General features: G+C 31.6%; 15 protein-coding genes. 10 read left to right on the top strand and 5 right to left on the bottom strand.

All coding sequences use genetic code 11. The features are described 5' to 3' along the window. The first annotated feature begins 73 nt into the window (after nucleotides 1–73). From WNY78_RS07515 to WNY78_RS07525, 3 genes are all read left to right on the top strand, one after another. Nucleotides 74–1615 (top strand): acyl-CoA carboxylase subunit beta, encoded by a 1542-nt coding sequence (locus WNY78_RS07515; RefSeq protein ID WP_342872583.1) that lies wholly within the window; start codon nucleotides 74–76, stop codon nucleotides 1613–1615. A gap of 167 nt (nucleotides 1616–1782) precedes the next feature. Further along, nucleotides 1783–2706, top strand: coding sequence for a serine hydrolase (locus tag WNY78_RS07520; protein WP_342872584.1), 924 nt, complete (start codon nucleotides 1783–1785; stop codon nucleotides 2704–2706). Between the two features lie 109 nt (nucleotides 2707–2815). Further along, on the top strand, nucleotides 2816–5644 hold the full coding sequence (locus WNY78_RS07525) for an Npt1/Npt2 family nucleotide transporter (RefSeq protein WP_342872585.1): 2829 nt from the start codon (nucleotides 2816–2818) through the stop codon (nucleotides 5642–5644). 51 nt (nucleotides 5645–5695) lie between these two features. On the opposite strand, the gene WNY78_RS07530 is transcribed toward WNY78_RS07525, so the two are convergent. The 4 genes from WNY78_RS07530 to WNY78_RS07545 form a co-directional block, all read right to left on the bottom strand. Beyond that, on the bottom strand, nucleotides 5696–7006 hold the full coding sequence (locus WNY78_RS07530) for a serine hydrolase (protein ID WP_342872586.1): 1311 nt from the start codon (nucleotides 7004–7006) through the stop codon (nucleotides 5696–5698). A gap of 13 nt (nucleotides 7007–7019) precedes the next feature. Continuing rightward, nucleotides 7020–9926 (bottom strand): PEP/pyruvate-binding domain-containing protein, encoded by a 2907-nt coding sequence (locus tag WNY78_RS07535; protein WP_342872587.1) that lies wholly within the window; start codon nucleotides 9924–9926, stop codon nucleotides 7020–7022. A 101-nt stretch (nucleotides 9927–10027) separates the two neighbouring features. Then, nucleotides 10028–10555 (bottom strand): GNAT family protein, encoded by a 528-nt coding sequence (locus tag WNY78_RS07540; RefSeq protein ID WP_342872588.1) that lies wholly within the window; start codon nucleotides 10553–10555, stop codon nucleotides 10028–10030. Between the two features lie 6 nt (nucleotides 10556–10561). Next, complete coding sequence (locus WNY78_RS07545; RefSeq protein WP_342872589.1) at nucleotides 10562–11008, bottom strand: DinB family protein; 447 nt, start codon at nucleotides 11006–11008, stop codon at nucleotides 10562–10564. Between the two features lie 135 nt (nucleotides 11009–11143). Here WNY78_RS07545 and WNY78_RS07550 point away from each other — a divergent pair, with 135 nt between their 5' ends. Next, complete coding sequence (locus WNY78_RS07550; protein ID WP_342872590.1) at nucleotides 11144–11824, top strand: DUF1629 domain-containing protein; 681 nt, start codon at nucleotides 11144–11146, stop codon at nucleotides 11822–11824. 12 nt (nucleotides 11825–11836) lie between these two features. On the opposite strand, the gene WNY78_RS07555 is transcribed toward WNY78_RS07550, so the two are convergent. Continuing rightward, nucleotides 11837–13606 carry an ABC transporter ATP-binding protein gene (locus tag WNY78_RS07555; RefSeq protein ID WP_342872591.1) on the bottom strand — a complete coding sequence of 590 codons (1770 nt, stop codon included), beginning with the start codon at nucleotides 13604–13606 and terminating at the stop codon, nucleotides 11837–11839. 120 nt (nucleotides 13607–13726) lie between these two features. Between WNY78_RS07555 and WNY78_RS07560 the strand changes: the two genes are divergently transcribed. The 6 genes from WNY78_RS07560 (at nucleotide 13727) to WNY78_RS07585 (ending at nucleotide 18641) form a co-directional block, all read left to right on the top strand. Beyond that, on the top strand, nucleotides 13727–14932 hold the full coding sequence (locus tag WNY78_RS07560) for a multidrug effflux MFS transporter (protein ID WP_342872592.1): 1206 nt from the start codon (nucleotides 13727–13729) through the stop codon (nucleotides 14930–14932). Nucleotides 14933–15040: 108 nt separating this feature from the next. Then, on the top strand, nucleotides 15041–15595 hold the full coding sequence (locus WNY78_RS07565; protein ID WP_342872593.1) for an AraC family transcriptional regulator: 555 nt from the start codon (nucleotides 15041–15043) through the stop codon (nucleotides 15593–15595). A 10-nt stretch (nucleotides 15596–15605) separates the two neighbouring features. Continuing rightward, nucleotides 15606–16052, top strand: coding sequence for a response regulator (locus WNY78_RS07570; protein ID WP_342872594.1), 447 nt, complete (start codon nucleotides 15606–15608; stop codon nucleotides 16050–16052). Nucleotides 16053–16054: 2 nt separating this feature from the next. Beyond that, nucleotides 16055–17836 (top strand): CHASE3 domain-containing protein, encoded by a 1782-nt coding sequence (locus tag WNY78_RS07575; RefSeq protein ID WP_342872595.1) that lies wholly within the window; start codon nucleotides 16055–16057, stop codon nucleotides 17834–17836. A gap of 224 nt (nucleotides 17837–18060) precedes the next feature. Further along, entirely contained in the window at nucleotides 18061–18231 is a 171-nt protein-coding gene (locus WNY78_RS07580; RefSeq protein WP_342872596.1) for a lmo0937 family membrane protein, read from the top strand. A 278-nt stretch (nucleotides 18232–18509) separates the two neighbouring features. Further along, nucleotides 18510–18641: a hypothetical protein gene (locus WNY78_RS07585; protein ID WP_342872597.1), complete on the top strand. Its 132-nt coding sequence runs from the start codon at nucleotides 18510–18512 to the stop codon at nucleotides 18639–18641. Nucleotides 18642–18643 lie beyond the last annotated feature (2 nt).

Genomic DNA, 18643 nt, shown 5'->3' on the forward strand with positions numbered 1-18643 from the left:
AATACAATTATTAATATACAGAATTAGAACAATCACATATAACTTTGCGCCTTAGCGCCTTTGCGAAAATAATATGGACGATAAAATAAAAAATCTTAACGATAAACTAAACCAAGCCTATTTAGGAGGTGGTCAATCGAGAATTGATAAACAACACGCTAAAAAGAAGTTGACAGCTAGAGAGCGTGTCATGTACTTATTAGACGAAGGTTCATTTGAAGAAATTGGAGCTTTAGTAATCCATAGAACCAAAGATTTTGGAATGGATAAACAAGTCTTTTATGGAGATGGTGTTGTAACTGGTTACGGAACAATAAATGGAAGACTTATTTACATATTTGCACAAGATTTTACTGTTTTTGGTGGCTCTTTATCTGAAACACATGCAGAGAAAATCTGTAAAATCATGGATTTGGCAGTTAAAGTTGGAGCACCTTTAATTGGACTTAACGATTCTGGAGGTGCACGTATTCAAGAAGGTGTGCGATCACTTGGTGGTTATGCAGATATTTTTTATCGTAATGTTCAGGCTTCTGGTGTGATTCCGCAGTTATCTGCAATTATGGGTCCTTGTGCAGGTGGAGCAGTCTATTCTCCAGCGATGACAGATTTTACATTAATGGTTGAAGACACAAGTTATATGTTTGTGACTGGTCCGAATGTTGTTAAAACAGTAACTAATGAAACTGTAACATCTGAAGAACTTGGAGGTGCAAGTACACACTCTACAAAATCTGGTGTCGCACATAAAACATCGTCTAATGATGTAGAATGTTTAGAAGATATTAAAAGTCTTTTGAGTTATTTACCACAAAATAATACCGAAACTCCTACTCTATTGCCTTTTGAATTAAAAGATGAAGTAAGAGATAATCTTTCGACAATCGTACCAGATAATGCTAACAAACCTTATGATATGCATGATGTCATTAAAGGAATTATTGATGAGGATTCATTTTATGAAATCCATAAAAACCATGCAGAAAATATTATTGTTGGTTTTGCGCGTTTAGGCGGACGAAGTATTGGTATTATTGCCAATCAGCCAATGTATTTAGCAGGTGTTCTTGATGTAAACAGTTCTAAAAAAGCAGCGCGATTTGTTCGTTTTTGTGACTGTTTTAATATTCCGTTATTAACCTTAGAAGATGTGCCAGGATTTTTACCAGGAACCGATCAAGAATGGAATGGCATTATTGTTCATGGTGCAAAATTGCTTTATGCTTTTAGTGAAGCTACAGTTCCAAGAATTACTGTAATTACCCGAAAAGCTTATGGTGGAGCGTATGATGTAATGAATTCTAAACACATTGGTAGCGATATGAATTTTGCTTGGCCTAGTGCAGAAATTGCGGTTATGGGAGCAAAAGGTGCTGCGGAAATTATCTTTAAAAAAGAAATTAATGCATCTGAAGATAAAGAGGCTAAATGGAAAGAAAAAGAAGCAGAATATGCCAAACTTTTTGCTAATCCATATAGTGCAGCCGAACGTGGATTTATAGACGAAGTTATTCTTCCGAAGAACACAAGACGTAAATTGATCAAAGCATTCGCTATGTTAGAAGATAAAGTGATAGATAGACCTAAGCGTAAACATGGGAATATTCCTTTGTAAGCGCTTTATGTTTTTAGTAAACTGCAAATTTTAACACTTTTTATCTATTATTACCAAAAAGTAACCGATTTTGCTCACTAAAATATTTTTCTGCAACATGAAAATTTAACAGTCTAGTAATGCATTAATTAGATAATTTTGACTAGTTTAATTAACAACTATAAGTAATGAAAAATAAATTTTTATTTGTTTGCTTTTTATTGAGTGTTTGTCCATTTATTTATGGTCAAAACGGACTTCCTATTAAAATTAATGATTCAAAAATAAAACCATTAGTAGAACTATCTAGTTCAGATTTACAAGCTACTCTTGAATTTGAAATCAATAAGAATCCAGAATGGAAATCTTTAATCGCTCAAAAAAAGATGGCAGTTGGAATTGTAGACCTAAGTAATCCTAATCAAGTAAAATTTGCGAATATAAATGGCAATCATATGATGTATGCAGCAAGCTTACCTAAGATTGCTATACTTCTAACAGCAATGGATGCCATTGAAAAAGGTGAACTAAAAGAAACGAGTGACGTTAAAAAAGATATGCGTCTCATGATCAGTAAATCTAACAATGCTGCATCAACTAGAATGATAGATAGAGTTGGTTATGATAAACTAGAAGCTGTGATGACAGATCCTAAATACATGTTTTATGATGAAAATCATGGAGGCGGACTTTGGGTAGGAAAGCGTTATGGAGGCGGTGGAGATACCAATAGAGAACCTCTTAAAAACTTAAGTCATGCTGCAACAGTAAATCAAGTATGTCGCTACTATTATTTACTAGCTAATGGCAAATTAGTAAACAGAAAACGTTCAGCACAAATGCTTAAAATAATGGGCAACCCAGAATTGCATCACAAGTTTGTAAATACTGTTGAGCAAATCGCACCAGAAGCAGATTTATACAGAAAATCTGGCTCTTGGAGCACCTATCACTCTGATTCTATATTAGTTTGGGGAAAAGATACTAATAGACGTTATATTTTAGTTGCTTTAGTTGATGATAGCAATGGTGAGCAAATTATTAGAGGTTTAGTAAAACCTATTGAGAAAGCACTAAAAAAAAGTAAAAATTTGACTTTAGCATCCAATTGAGCTAAAAGAAATCCTTTTTTAAATCATAAAGCTAAAATACAAGTGAAAAACTTCTATTTTAGCTTTTTATTTTAGATGTATTCATCCAAAAGTCAATAGTGTCCTACACATGTTAGTTATAAATACGCTTAAATTATATATTCTTAAGGTTTTTGATTTAAAGGCGGAAGAGCTTAAAAAAACAATTCTGCTTCAAATCAATATATTTTTAATTATCACAACTCTGTTAATTGTAAAACCTACAATTAACTCCTTGTTTTTATCAGAGTTAACTTCTGGAGCATTACCATTAGGCTACGTATTTACTGCTATCATAGCAATCATTGGCTCGTATTTTTACGACAAAGCTTTAGAGAAATATGCGTTAAACATTATAATAGACAGAACCATCATTGGCTCTGTAATTTCATTAATTCTGTTTGCGATTGGGTTAAATTTTAGTCTCATTCAAGGTTATGCATTGTACGTTCCATATGTTTGGGTAGCAATTTTCGGGCTTTTAACAGCATCACAGTTCTGGATTCTCGCAAACCTAGTTTACAATGTTAGAGAAGCCAAACGAGTATTTGGTTTTATAGGTGCTGGAGCTATTGCTGGAGGAATTTTTGGTGGTTATCTCACGTCGTTACTAACAACGTTTTTAAATACCGAAGATTTACTTTTTGTAGCAGCTGTACTTTTATCAATTTGCATTCCTATAACTCGGTTTATTTGGAAAACGGAAGTCATTGAACTCAATCCGTTTCAAAGATCGATTAGAACAAGTCCTAAAAGTGAATCTCCATTAAAACTCATCAAACAATCTAAACTATTAAGCTTAATTGCCATAGTCATTGGAATTAGCGTACTTATCGCAAAATTAGTTGATTATCAATATAGCGATTATGCTTCAAGACTTATTGAAGATCCTGATGAATTGACATCATTTTTTGGGTTTTGGTTTTCAACACTAAGTGTTCTTTCCTTAATCATACAGCTTTTTTTAACGAAGCGTATCGTTGGTACTTTTGGTGTTGGAAAATCATTATTGTGGCTACCTTCAGGAATTTTAATTGGATCGATATTACTCCTACTCGTTCCACAATTATGGGTTATTGTGTTTATTAAAATTGTTGATGGAAGTTTAAAGCAATCGGTTAATAAAGCAGCAACAGAATTACTCTCCATTCCTATTCCTATAGATATAAAAAAGAAAACAAAAACCTTTACAGATGTTGTAATAGATAGTATTGCAACAGGTCTTGCAGGTTTCATATTGATATTTTTTATTAACGGTTTAGAAATTTCTTCAACCTATATAAGTTTAATTATTATAGCTTCAATATTGGTTTGGCTCTACTTTATTTATCATTTGAGAAAAGAATATATTGTTGCCTTTAAAGGACTATTTGAAAACGTAAATGAGAAAAAACAGAAAGTTAACAAAGCTGAAATTAAGGTAACTTCTATTGTTAATACAGTACTAGATATTTTTAAAACAGGTAATGAGAATCAAATCATTCATATGTTACAAAAAACATTAGATGTTAAAGATGAACGGTTTTTCTTCGGAATTAAACCTTTACTGCATCATGAATCTGTAAAAGTAAAAGCGCTTGCTATTGAAAACCTATACTATTTAAATTCTGAAAACTTAAACTCAGAAATGGAGTTATTAATACACGATAGCGACCAACAGGTCACGACTTCAGCTTTTAGATATTTGGTGAAAAATTCAAACAAAAACACTGTTGATCTTTTTAATAAATATATTAATAGTGAAGATAACACCATCGCAAATGCAGCATTGATTGGTTTAGCTCAAGAATTGAGAAATAATCAACAACTACAGCTTAAATTTAATTTAGAGGATAAAATAAAAGTCGCACTTCAACAGTACGATGAATTAAATAATACTGAAGAAAAAGCTCATAAATTACATGCTATTTTAGAAACAATTGGTTCGGCAAAAATTAATAAGTTTTATAATGTGTTATACAACAATCTCAAATCTGAAGATGTTGATACACGCAACGTAGCAATTACAAGTGCTTCTAAAACTTTAGAACCAGAATTTATTAGTTTAATTATAAGTCATTTATCTGTTAAGGATACCAGAAAAACAGCTATTAACGCTTTATATTTTTATGGAGAACCTATAATTGACATGCTTTATAAAAAAATAAAAAGTGAGGATATTGAAATTGAAGATGCTTTATTCACAATTTCTATTATCGAAAAATTCGCCTCTCAAAAAGCTGTCAATTCACTTATTAAGTTAACTGAAGATCAAGAACACACAATCAAGATAGAAGCTATTGAGGCTTTAAGAAGGCTAAAATGGAAATATCCCAATCTATTAATCAAAGACCAATTTGTAATTGATAAAATCCTGGATGAATGCCATTTATATCAAGACACATTATCAATTATACATTCTCAAATCGTTATTCAGTATAAAAAGAAAACACAAAGTTTAGAAGCTCAAGAGGAGAATGAAGCTCGTAATGGTTTAATACAATTATTAGAACAACGTTTAGATAGACAGCTTCAACGTATTTTTCGATTTTTAGGTATTAAGTACCTTCCTAATGACGTGGATCCTATTCTCGATACGATTTTACACGGAAAAGAAGAACAACGTATTCATGCCATTGAATTTTTAGATAATATATTAGATAATCAACTAAAAAAGGAATTAATTCCAGTTGCAGAGTCTATTTTGGTAGATGCTATAACAGAAGAAAAAATCAAAAAACTCAATCTAAAAATACTTAGTGAAATTGAATGTTTCAACGAGCTTTTAAAACGTAAAGACCAAAAACTAAAGTTGGCAGTTCTCAATCTTATAGAAAAAACTTACGATGCTAAATTTAATTCATTACTAGAATTAACTTTAAAAGATTCTAATCAAAAAATAAGCACCAAAGCTGCTGAAATTCTAGATCAGCATTCTTAAACATCTAGATTTTACGCTTTAGACACTTCAATAAATAAGGTCTAACAATTTCTAATTGTCCTCTTTATCACTCTTATATTCTACTTCTTTAATAGCTTCTTTCATAGCATTATTATCTTTATTGATAATATCATCAATCATACTTGCTAAATACATGTGGTTTCCTGCGGAATTCTTATTAAGCACATTCGTCATTAAGCACGTTATATATTTCACACCATTAGGATGCTCCACAATAATAACGGAGTTCATATAGTTGAACACATTTCCTGCATAATCCTTACAATTAGGATTTTTAACACGATCACATTTATAATAACTTCCAGACTTATAATATACGGCTGCACTATCTAATCGAGTAGATTTGGCATATCTAATTCTGCGATCTGTAGAATACATAAGACGTTTCATTTCTAAGCTCGATTTTTCATCAATCACTTTACCTTGCTCTAGTTGCACTAAAAATTTCATTAATCCTTTTGGTGTTCCTGTGCTTCCACCTTTTCGTCCAACATATTTATCTGGAGATCTTGTGAACATACCTCCTAATCGCCAGTCATCTTCTGTAATTCCTAAACGACGTAATGGTTCATTAACAACAGAATGAGCTAAATTAGTCAATGAATCTCTAGGTGTATCTTTAAAATATTGCTCAGATGTTTCCGCAGTTAAATTCACATACTCAGGACCAAAAGCTGCCATTAACATCGCTTCACGATACATAATACTCGCTGCACCATTATTACTAACTGAGACCATATGATCTAACCATTCGTATAATGAAAATTCATCGGTTGCAATGACTTGACGTTTTACTAATTTATCCTTTTCAATATCATAAATCGGGATGGTATGATGATCTCCTAATCCCCAATATCTAGAGGTCACTTTAATATCTCTCAAGTACATTGCACGTTGCTCCCAAGAATCTGGACAAACCTTAGCCATTTGATCAAAAACAGCTAAAAGCACAGCAAGTTTACCAACGCTTCCTGGTTGATAGCCTACATTTTCCCTAAATGCAGCATAGCGCAATTTATCTGGATTTGACATATCCATGATACTACCTGAGTAACCTGCTCCAGGAAACAGTTTAGACATATCTTTAGCAAAGTCTTTATCTTCTACTAAAAGTGCATCAATACTATCTGTTCTAGACCTCAAATTTAATTTAATGTCTTCTAATTTTTTATAAGCACCAAAAGGAATACGTTTATAAGGCACAGAATCTTCTTTAAACTTCTGCAATTGATATAAGCGCTTTATTCCTGTTGTTTTATAACCATCAATTGGATAATACGACGAAAATCCAAAAGACAATAGAGCTCCTGCAATAATGATTAAATAAAATATCTTTTTCATGTAAATATGTTTATTACAATTTCGTTTTAAGCAAAACCAACTCATTAATATCGTTCTGTGAAGAAATAGAGGCTAAATAATCTGAACTTTTTGCTTGCTTATTTTCTACAAATGGTCGGATTTGAAACAACCATAATTTATTATCTTTAAATCCAAACTCAACATCATAGGCTTGTTTTCCAGAATCAGAATGTGAGTTCATTGATGTTCTAATCTCAGCAGCTAGTTTTCTAATATCCTTAATATTTCCATCATTTAAAATTGGAGATTCAAAAGGTGTTGTGTAGCCTTTTGTTCCTCCAGAAGTTGGCAATCTAATGTAATCTGGTTGTCTCGCAGGCGATAACAACACGTTCCCTTTTTTAGTAATCAAACGTGTCTCCGCAGATTGTCCATCCACAGCTCCACCTGCTCCACGACTAAATGCAACGGTTAAATCGTAATCATTTCCAGAATTGATTCCTTTTGTAATCATCACACCAGAATAATCCACATCTACACTTGGAATAATCAATATAGAAGGAAATACATTCTCAGGATTCGACAAAAATTTCTGACGCCATTTAAAGCTACGCTCTGTATAAGCAGAAGCCCAAACACGTTTTATGCCTTCAATTATTTTATTTTCTTCTTTGATATTAAAAAGCGTCAAATTTAAACCTGCACCTGTGAACTCTTTCAAGTCTTCCATGTTTGTATCACTTCTTAAAAACACTGGGACCTCACCCATTGGTGCTCCAAAAACAGAACTAAATTTAGATTTCATATCTGCCACAAATGCAGCATCTAGATTGATGTCTAACATGGCATTATGCAATTTAGCCAAAGCTTCCAATTGAAATGCTTCTATTTTTTCTTCGGAAACGTTATCACTTTTCATCTGGTCTGCTTCATCAAAAGTGTTATTAAGAAACTCCCAATACGATGCATTAGTTCCAGGCATTTGCTGATCCATATGAGATCTAAAAATTCCGAAGGGAATAATTAAACCTTCTACCACTTGCTCAGGAAACATCTTTTTTAACTCACCTAAATTGGCTGCTTTTGGTCCGCAAAGTTTTCCTGAATCACTAGCATCAACATCTCTCATGTTTACAATAGTCTTTACATCTAACTTAATTTGAGCGGTTGGCACTTCAACGACATTCTTGCTACGCTCTTTTTTGCTGAACAGTTCCTTTTCCGCAGCAGACATTTCATCTTCTAATTTTAAAATCACATTGCCTTTATTAGACACTGCATAAAACACTTGTTTGCCACTAAATTGCTTTAACTCCTTTAAGTTATCATATGATAAAGCTGCATTTGGAATTCCTAAATTTCTCGCTAATAATTGTACATGAGACACTAAATTACCTTCAGAAACGGTCATTATGCCAGCAACAGGTTTTAAATCTGCAGGTGGTTTTTCAAAAATGTAAATGTTCTTCGTGTTGACTTCAACAGCATCCGGATTTCCATCAACGACAATTAACGTTCCAAACGCATAACCAGGATTTAGTCCTCTAACTGAAGATTGATTATCAATTGCCATGATCTTGTTTTCAATATTAGAAAGTTTTGCAACCAAAGCACCTAAATCACTAACAGTATTTCCAAGATTTAAGGTCACACTACTACGAACTCGATCATCAATAAAACCATAAGCCAATGGTTCAAATGTTGTGTATGTATCAACTATCTCTTGATAATTAGCTTTTACCATTGACGCACTCCATTCTACAACACCTCTTGAAGTTACCAACAAATCATTTAGAGTAGAAATGCTAATTTTAGTATTTACCAATTGATCTGAAATCACATTTTCAATTGCATTATATTCCCAGTTTTCAATAAGTCCTGTTCCCATAGAAGCGCAAATCAACGTATTGATTTTATTCAGGTTTTGAGCCAAAGTTGGTGTGTCCCAATTTTGAGATTCTATCAGTAATTTTTGCTCCAAACGGTTTGATAAATCTAGAAGTAACAAACGTGTTTTAGAACTGCTTATCTTTTTAATATCTAATCTAATTTGATACAACACATTAGTAATATCAACAACAGTTTGTTCTGCAGAAGGTTCATTTCTAGAAGACTCAATAAGCGTGTTAAAACTTTTTTTAATATCATCTGTTAATGACATTTTATTAATCTCACCTTCTAATGAAGTTAGGTTTAGAGGTGCATGAAAAGTTTCCATCGTTGCAAGCAATGCTTCAAACTCTTTACGATTTGCTTCGGAAATTTTAGCACTTTTTTCAACCATGAACGTTTTAACTAAATCGATATCTGATTTTTGTGGTTGACCGTGAATTTTGATTCTGGCATCCATGAAAGATGGGATCGCTTCAGATAATGTTTTAGATTGACTTCGCATTAATTGCGCTGTATTATCATCTCCATTATGCGGAATATCCTTTAAAGCTTGCCGAATCAAATAATAATGAGCATCTAGAAAACCATCATCCTTTAAAACCGACTCAAAAAAATCTTTTCCCCAAGCTTCTTCATCTTCACTTTGAATGGCTCCTCTATAATATTGGGCTTTACGCAATACCCAACCATCATCAATACTTGATAAATAGGCATTGATTTGATATTGTTTTAATCTGCTGTAATCATTATCAGCATCTAAGAACTCTTTTTGTTTGTTACTCGCTAATATTTCAGAAAAAAACAAATGATTCGTTTTACGAAGTTTTAAAGTAGACTCTTTAAAACTAGCGTGTTGGATTCCTCCAATATTATCTGGACAAGGATCTTTTGGTTCACGTTCTGTGCCATCATCACAAAACCATTTAATGCGCAGATATGGTCCGCGTGCATCTGTTTTATAAGATTCAATGAGTGCTTTTATTTGTGCAGATGATTGTTCTTGTGCTCCAATTTCCGAAGTAAAGAAAATCAAAGCAATACATACCAATAGGTAACATTTATTCATGAAATTACTGTTCAAATTTGAATAGTAAAGATAAATTAATCTGAATTTATTAAAGTGCTCTATCAAAAAAGTTATTAGCATAATTATGAATCAAAATGCTATCAAAACACACGACCATAATAGTTTAAATCCACAATTTCACCTTTGGTTGTTCTATAATCTTTGCGAATAGTTCCTTCTAATTCAAAACCATTTTTTAATGCTACATGAATACTAGACGTGTTTTTGCTTCCTATTCTACACAGAATTTTTTTAAACTGATACGTTTCAATAATATCATCTAAAACCAACTCAACAGCTTTTGATGTGATCCCTTTTCGAGAATAATTTGAATCTATAAAATACCCGAGTTCTGCTTTTGGGACGTTCAAATCAATGTTCTTAACATCTACTATACCTACAAAAGTATTTGTAATTGTATCTGTGATGATATAAGGCAAATAACTTTTGTTTTGTATTCGTTGTTGAATCTCAACACAATAGTTTATAGTATCATCTAGCGTCAATGTTTTAGACACTGTTCCTGCAAAAAAATCTTCGAGACGCGATCTATTGTTATCAATTAAATTGAAAAAAGCAGCACTCTCGTTTGGTTGCAAAAGGTTAATTTTAAAATGATCGAAAGTCATTATAAGCTATTTATCTAATAAACGTCTATGATAATTTATTTGTCCGAGGTGATATGCTAGATGGATGGTTAAATACATTAAAAAAAATTCCGTTGTCATAAAATCTTCATTTACTCGACGTTTATATTCTTTTTGCATATCTGCTTCTGTTAACGTTTTTAGTGTACTTACAACAATAGTGGTAACATCTTCTATTTGTTCGATTAATTCTTTTCTAGGGATATTTTTAAGTGAAAATTCTAAATCTCGCTGTCTTACATAGCCAGTATCTCCGAGAGTTGCGCCAATAAAGGTGTTTAAATTCCCTACTAAATGAAGACACAAATTTCCAGCAGAATTCTTAATCTCATCTCCAATTAACCATAAATTATTTTCATTTTTATATGACTCAATTTCTATCTTTAAAGTATTTAAGTCTCTTTTAAAGAGTTTAACTAAACTATCTGTCATCATCAAATTGGTTTTTTATTATTATATAAAAGTATTAAATCTTTGCTTGATATGTTTACTACCCATATAAACTTGTAGAGCCAAAATACGTTAATATAAAGTTGTAAAATTTTTATTAACTATCTTAGTAATAAAAACGTGGAGTACAGTCAATTAAAATTGTCATCAGATCGGAAAGTTATTGGAAAAGGTGGTTATCCACAGTGTAAAGGATCTCCTTTAAGTTTAGGTTTGACTCTTAAATGGTTTGACCAACCCAATTCTATGACTAACCTAACAAACGAAGAGTTTCCTAGTTTCTTGCCAAATCTTATTTTTGAATTAGAAGATAAAGCATTTTTAACTGATGCTATTAGTCCTAGTAATCTATCTGCAAAAGGGTTTCTTATAAGTAGCAAACTCAAAAGCATCATAGAAACTCACAACTTGATGGAACATAAGTTTTTTAAAGCAAGAGTCATTTTCAAAGAAGAAAACTACGACTATTTCTGGTTGCATTTTAAGGATAATAAAGACAAATATTTAAACGCAATCGATTACAAAAACTCTCAATTTTACGTTGCTAATTTAGCTTTTATGCATGTTCGAGATATTGATCTATCATGTTATGAAGATTATAAACAGAAAAGATTAAGCCTAACCATGAAATACATTCATGGAGCTAAAATAAGTCTTGATGAAACACTCATAAATGAGAATTTGGATCTCTTCTATCTTCCCGATGTTTCGAGAGGTTATTTCTTGTCCAAAAATTTATATGATGAATTTAAAAAGAATGATATAACTGGCTTTGATATTAAAGAGCAAGAAATTATATAATAAATTTCACTATTAAATCTTTGCTTGATAAGTATACAAATCATAATATCTTCCTTGAGACGCTATGAGCTCATCATGATTTCCACGTTCTGCAATTTTACCGTTTTCTATCACTAAAATTTGATCTGCTTTTCTAATTGTACTTAAACGGTGAGCAATGACTATAGTTGTTCTGTCTTTGGTTAATTGCGCCAATGACTTCTGAATTAACGCCTCACTCTCAGTGTCTAAATTAGAGGTTGCTTCATCCAAAATAATAACTTTTGGGTCTGCTAAAATAGCTCTAGCAATAGCAATTCGTTGTCGTTGACCTCCAGACAATTTCACACCACGCTCACCAATCAAGGTTTCTAAGCCTTCTTCAAAACGGTCTGTAAATTCATTTACATAAGCTGCTTTTACTGCTGCTTGTAATTGTGCTTCTGTTACATTTGGTCTTGGGAACATGATATTCTCACGAATGGTACCTTCAAACAAAAACTCATCTTGTAAAACAACACCTAAATGTTTTCTAAAGCTTTGTAATTTCACTTTTGATAAATCTTGTCCGTCAATGGAAATCTGTCCAGATTTCGGATTTAAAAATGTAGCCGATAAACCTGCAATTGTAGATTTTCCAGAACCTGAACTTCCAACCAATGCAATCACTGAACCAGATGCTGCTTTAAAATTGATATTATGCAAGACAGGCTTTCCTTCTTCATAAGCAAAAGACACATCGTTGAATTCAATTTCGCCTTTAAACTTCTCAAGCTCTATAGTTCTATTGGTATCATCTTCTTCTGCAGCCATATTCATAAGCTCTTCGGTACGATCTAAACCAGCTAAAGCTTCGGTTAACTGACTTCCAATATTACTCATCTGCACGATTGGTGCAATCATAAATCCTAATACCAAAGTAAAGAATAGAAAATCACCAGTTGTCATTTCTCCTTGCATCATGTAATAACCACCAATTCCCATGATTCCGGTTGTCGCTATTCCAATTAAAAACGTTGATGAACTTGTCATTAACGCAGTTGCTGTTAAACTCTTTTTTACATTCTGAAAAAGTCTATCTACACCTTTTTCGAAGATTTTATTTTCTTGGTCTTCAGCATTAAACGCTTTTATAACGCGAACACCTGCTAAAGTTTCGGTCAAACGACCAGTAACCTCAGCATTAATTTTTCCTCTGGTTCTAAAAATTGGACGAATATATTTAAATGCTTTTAAGGCTATTATTCCGAAGATAGATAAAGGAATAAACACAAACAAGGTCATCCAAGCATTCAGTTTTATTAAAATGATTAATGATACGATTGCTGTAAAACTTCCACCCACTAATTGAACTAATCCTGTTCCAATTAAGTTTCTCACGCCTTCAACATCACTCATAATTCGTGATACCAAAGCACCAGATTTTGTGTTATCAAAAAAACTAATTGGTAACGATAAGACTTTCTTTTGTACTTGAGCACGTAGCTCACTAATTAAATATTGAGCTTGAACGCTCAATATTTTCACCAATAAAAATGAAGTAACCGCTTGTACAGTTATTGCAGCAATAACGATGGCTACGAGTACCCAAATATCTCTTGTGTTACCATTTGGCACCACATCATCTAGTAACACTTTACTTTGCCAAGGCAATACCAAACCTGATAAACTTCTAATGACGATAAGCAGTAGTCCTAAAAAAACCAAATTTCGACGAGGCCAAATAATGGTTTTAAACGCTTGTTTTAGAGTAACTTTTGGTTTGCTTTTATCTTTAGAATCTGTATTTTGTAAATGTCTCATATATCAATTTAAAAATACAAAGATACGGTTGTAAATCGGTATCAAATTGAAGATTAATTAATGTTTTGTTAATTCACTTATAGGCAACAATTACTCTCTGTTTTCTCGTACTTTTGCACGATGCAAACTAAACCAGATTTTAAAATTGAATTCGTAATCCTCATGGCATCATTGATGTCTATTGTGGCACTCTCAATTGATGCATTATTACCAGCTTTACCAGATATTGGCAACCATTTAAATGTGACTAACCCTAATGATAATCAGAAGTTGATTACCATGATATTTTTAGGTTTAGGTTTTGGGCAATTAATTTTTGGGCCTTTATCTGATAGCTTCGGAAGAAAGCCAATGGTTTATTTTGGGTTTACAGTGTTTGTGATTGCAAGTATTGTTTGTGTCACTACAGATAGCTTAGAAGTCATGCTCATTGGTCGTGTATTTCAAGGAATAGGATTATCGTCACCAAGAACCATTGCCATTGCGATGACTCGTGATACGTATAGTGGAGATTTTATGGCTAAAATTTTATCTATTATCGTGATGTTCTTTATTCTGGTTCCAATTGTTGCACCAACCTTTGGACAATTACTATTAGATTTTTTTGATTGGAGAGCTATTTTTAATGCCAATCTACTTATCGGACTTCTAATTGTATTATGGTTTTGGAGACGTCAACCTGAGACGCTTTCCAAAGAAAAAAGAATAAAATTTTCGCCGTCAATATTTATAACTGGTACTGTTGAGTTTTTTAAACATCGAGAATCTATAGCTCTAACTTTAGTTTCAGGGTTTATTACCGGTTCTTTTATGGTGTATTTAAGTACCTCTCAACAAATTTTTCAAGAGCAGTATCTTTTGGGAGAACTATTCCCTTATATATTTGCGAGTACAGCATTTTCAGTAGGCTTTGCGACGTTTACCAATAGCCGACTCGTTATCAGGTTTGGTTCTTTTAATATTGCGTATTACGCAACCATAGCTTATGCTGTGATATCCTTGCTATACGTGTTGTTATTTTTCTCAGGAAACAACCCAAGTATTCATGTGTTGGTTACTTTTTTCTTACTCCAATTTTTTGCTGTTGGTTTTCTCTTCGGAAATTTGCGGTCTTTAGCAATGGAGCCTCTTGGACATATTGCAGGCATTGGTGCAGCAATCAACGGATTTGTGTCTACAGTAATGGCTGTACCAATTGCAATCTATATTGGAAGTTTTGTTAAAACCTCAGTACTCCCTTTATTTATTGGATTTTCTATTTTTGGAGTGCTGTCCTTATTGGTTTTTGTTTGGTTAAAGCGTAGGCGTGGTTTGGGGAAGATTTAAAATAATTTAAAGTATCTGATTTAATTATCCTTTTAGAGTTCAAATTATATAAGATAGAGCACATTAATTATTTTTTAAACTCTAATTTTATGTACTTTAAAAACAACCATGAAACTATTTTTAAAATTTGACGTTAAACAACTCTGTGATAGAATTTTGAGTTCACAATTTTCTAATCTTAATATCAATTTTAGAATTTTGGCTTATGGCGAAATTGAAATTTTAGATAAGCTATCCAAAACTCAATGGATAGATGTAAAAAACACATTAGAAGATTTTGGTATAACCGTTGTAGAAGACCAAAAAAGTATTTTAATTCAGAAAATTAAAGACGCAATCATAGAGATGGTTAATGATGAAGAAGAAACGATTACAGTAAAAAGCTCTGTATATCTTGCTGAAAAATTAAATCATAGTTATGGTTATTTATCTAATTTGTTTTCTGAAATAACCTATACGTCTATTGAGAACTACATTATTTTACAAAAAATAGAACACGCAAAACATCTAATTACTACTACAAGTATGACGCTTACTGAAATTGCTTTTAAACTCAATTATTCTAGCGTTGCTCACTTAAGTACTCAATTTAAAAATACTACAGGAATTACACCGTCTGCTTTTCAAAGAATTATTGAGAAGAGAAGAGAGATAACTCTATAATTAATGATTTATGCATAATAACACAATCAATATAGTTTTGGCAGATGATGATGAGGATGACAGATTATTCTTTACAGAAGCATTTGAAGAGTTGAAGATAAAAAGCAACGTATCTACCTATAATAATGGAGTCTTGCTAATGGAATATTTAAACAAAAATGATAGTATCATACCAGAATTATTATTTTTAGATTTAAATATGCCTAAAAAATCGGGTATTGAATGCTTAGTTGATATCAAAAAAAACCCTCGTTTAAAAAACATGATTATTGCAATATACTCTACTTCTGCATCAGAAGAAGATATTGAAAAAACCTTTGTTTTAGGAGCTAATATCTATATTAAGAAGCCTAACGATTTTAAAAAATTAAAGAAAGCTTTGTCAGAAGTAGTAACAACCAATTGGCAATATCAAACAGATAATTTAAATAAAGATAATTTTTTACTGCGCTTATAAAAATGGGGTCCACTTCAACTTATAATAATAATTTTTTAAAAATTGCTTTTGGCTTAGGTCTTTTCGTTATTTTATGTATTGGAGGTTTTTCATATAAGCATACCCAAGATTTAAGAGATTCTATGGAAATGGTAAAACATACCTATGAAGTCAATTTAGAATTAAAAAATCTATTAGCTAATTTAAAAAATACTGAAACTAGTGAGCACGGATTTATTATCATAAATGATTCTAGTTTTATCGATAGTTATAATTCTGGAAGAATAAAAATTGCAGAAAATTTAAAACGCATAAATATCTTAACTCAAGATAATCCCGAACAACGACGCAATCTAGACAGTCTTAATAAAGCAATTGGTAAGCGCCTTTTTTATCTCTCTGAAACTTTGCAAAGTTATAAATTAGGTCAGATAAGGTCTCCAAAGTTCATTTCAAGCTTTAAGTTAGGTAACCAAAAAATGACTAATATTAGGGAACAAGTACAAGCTATGATTGCTCATGAAGACAACATTTTAGAAATAAGACAGATAGAAAACAAAAAAGCATTAGAACGAACTCCAATTATTTTGTATTCTATTTTAATTTTAACGTTGTTACTCTTGCTTGTTGCATATGGTATAATAAACAGAGATTTAAAAGTTCTCAAGGAAAATAATGAACAACTCAATATTTTTAAAGAATCTGCTAACTTATCTGAAATTGTAAGTAAACACGGATCATGGACTTGTAATATTGATCAGGATGTATATGAGTTTTCGGATAATTTTTATAGAATTTTAGGTGAAGAGCCACAGTCTTTTGAATCTACTATTGAAAACTTTATGACGTTTGTACATAAAGATGATGTTCAAAAATTGACAACTCAAGTTGAGAACATGCTCATTGAAAAGAATCTACCATTTATATATTATAGAATTGTTAGAAAAAATGGAGAAATAAGACACCTAAAAGCATTTGGTGAATTATATGTGAATAACGAAGGTGAAAACAAATTAATAGGTACGACTGCAGATATTACTGATGAGGTTAACAACTTTAGACTCATTGAAGAACGAAACGAAGAATTAGAACGTAACAATAAGGAGCTTTCTGCTTTTAACTATGTAGCCAGTCATGATTTACAAGAACCGTTAAGAAAAATTCAAACATTTATTTCTAGGCTTGATGAGAAGGAATATGAAAAATTATCAGATAGCGGAAAATTATACATGTCACGAATCAAAAAAGCGGCATCTCGTATGCGATTATTAATTGACGATCTGCTACAATTTTCTAGAACTAATAAATCTGATAACGTCACTGAATTATCAGATATCAACGAATTAATCGAGGCTGCAAAGCAAGAAAACATAGAAGCTATAATTAGTAAAAAAGCAATAATTTATAATGATGAGATGCCAACTATGATGGTTATCCCATTTCAGATTAAACAACTTTTTATTAATTTAATTGGCAATGCTCTAAAATATAGCAAAGACGATATTCCTCCAGTAATTAATATTACATATGCTAAAGTAAATTCTCCTGAGGATAAAAACTTACCTAATTTAGCTAATGGTTACTATCATCAAATTTGCGTAATAGATAATGGTATTGGCTTTGAACAAGAGTTTGCTGAAAAAATATTTACCCTTTTCAGTAGACTACACAGTAGAGATGAATACTCTGGGACAGGAATTGGATTGTCTATTTGTAAAAAAATCATGGAAAATCATAAAGGAAATATCACTGCAGAGGGCAAACTAAATGAAGGTTCTATATTTAAAATCTACATACCGTGTTAGTTCTTTAATATAAAAGCATGTTATCAGTTAAAATTCTGAAATGTAAAAATACTGCACACCTATTTAAATAAAATGGGAATTTTATAACATCCATGTCATATTATGTAACATGCATTTAGTTATTAAAAGTGATATTTACACCGTTTAACTAGATGTCAACTTTTCGATCTATGAATTTCTAGTATTGAAAATTTCTTCTAAATTTCAGAATACAAATCCGTAATATGAAACTGCTTACTTATTTTATTATAGTCATTTTAGTCATTCTTTGGGCTGTTGGTTATTTTGTATATGGATCTGAACATTTAATACACATACTACTTGTATCAGCATTATTACTACTTGTGTATAGTTCCTACAAAAATAAGAGTAACGATAATAATTTTGGTTTTTAGTAAATCACTCTTCATCACTATAACTTTTTTTAATTCTTTTTAAAGACTTACAATCCTATTTGATAAGTGCTTCATTTAACTATTTTTAAAATAGAATTTAGTAAGTCTAACTTATTTATATGAGTATATCGCTCATTTAAATAGGGTCTCTCCAAAACATACATTAAGATTTGTTTAACGTTTTATTGAAATGATATAACACTTTACAAAAATTGTGTAACAGAAAACCTTGATTTAGGGTTCATCTTTGTAACATAATAAATGTAAATCTTATAATTATGAAAACACAATCCAACTTTATAGACAGACAGTTTGCAAGAGTAGGCAGAATTTTCCCCTCTCCAACACAATCAAATAATGGATCTACATTAAATAATGAGTTAGTTCAAAATTTGTCAAGAACAGAATAATT

This window comes from Psychroserpens sp. AS72 (assembly GCF_038900375.1).
Taxonomy (GTDB): domain Bacteria; phylum Bacteroidota; class Bacteroidia; order Flavobacteriales; family Flavobacteriaceae; genus Psychroserpens.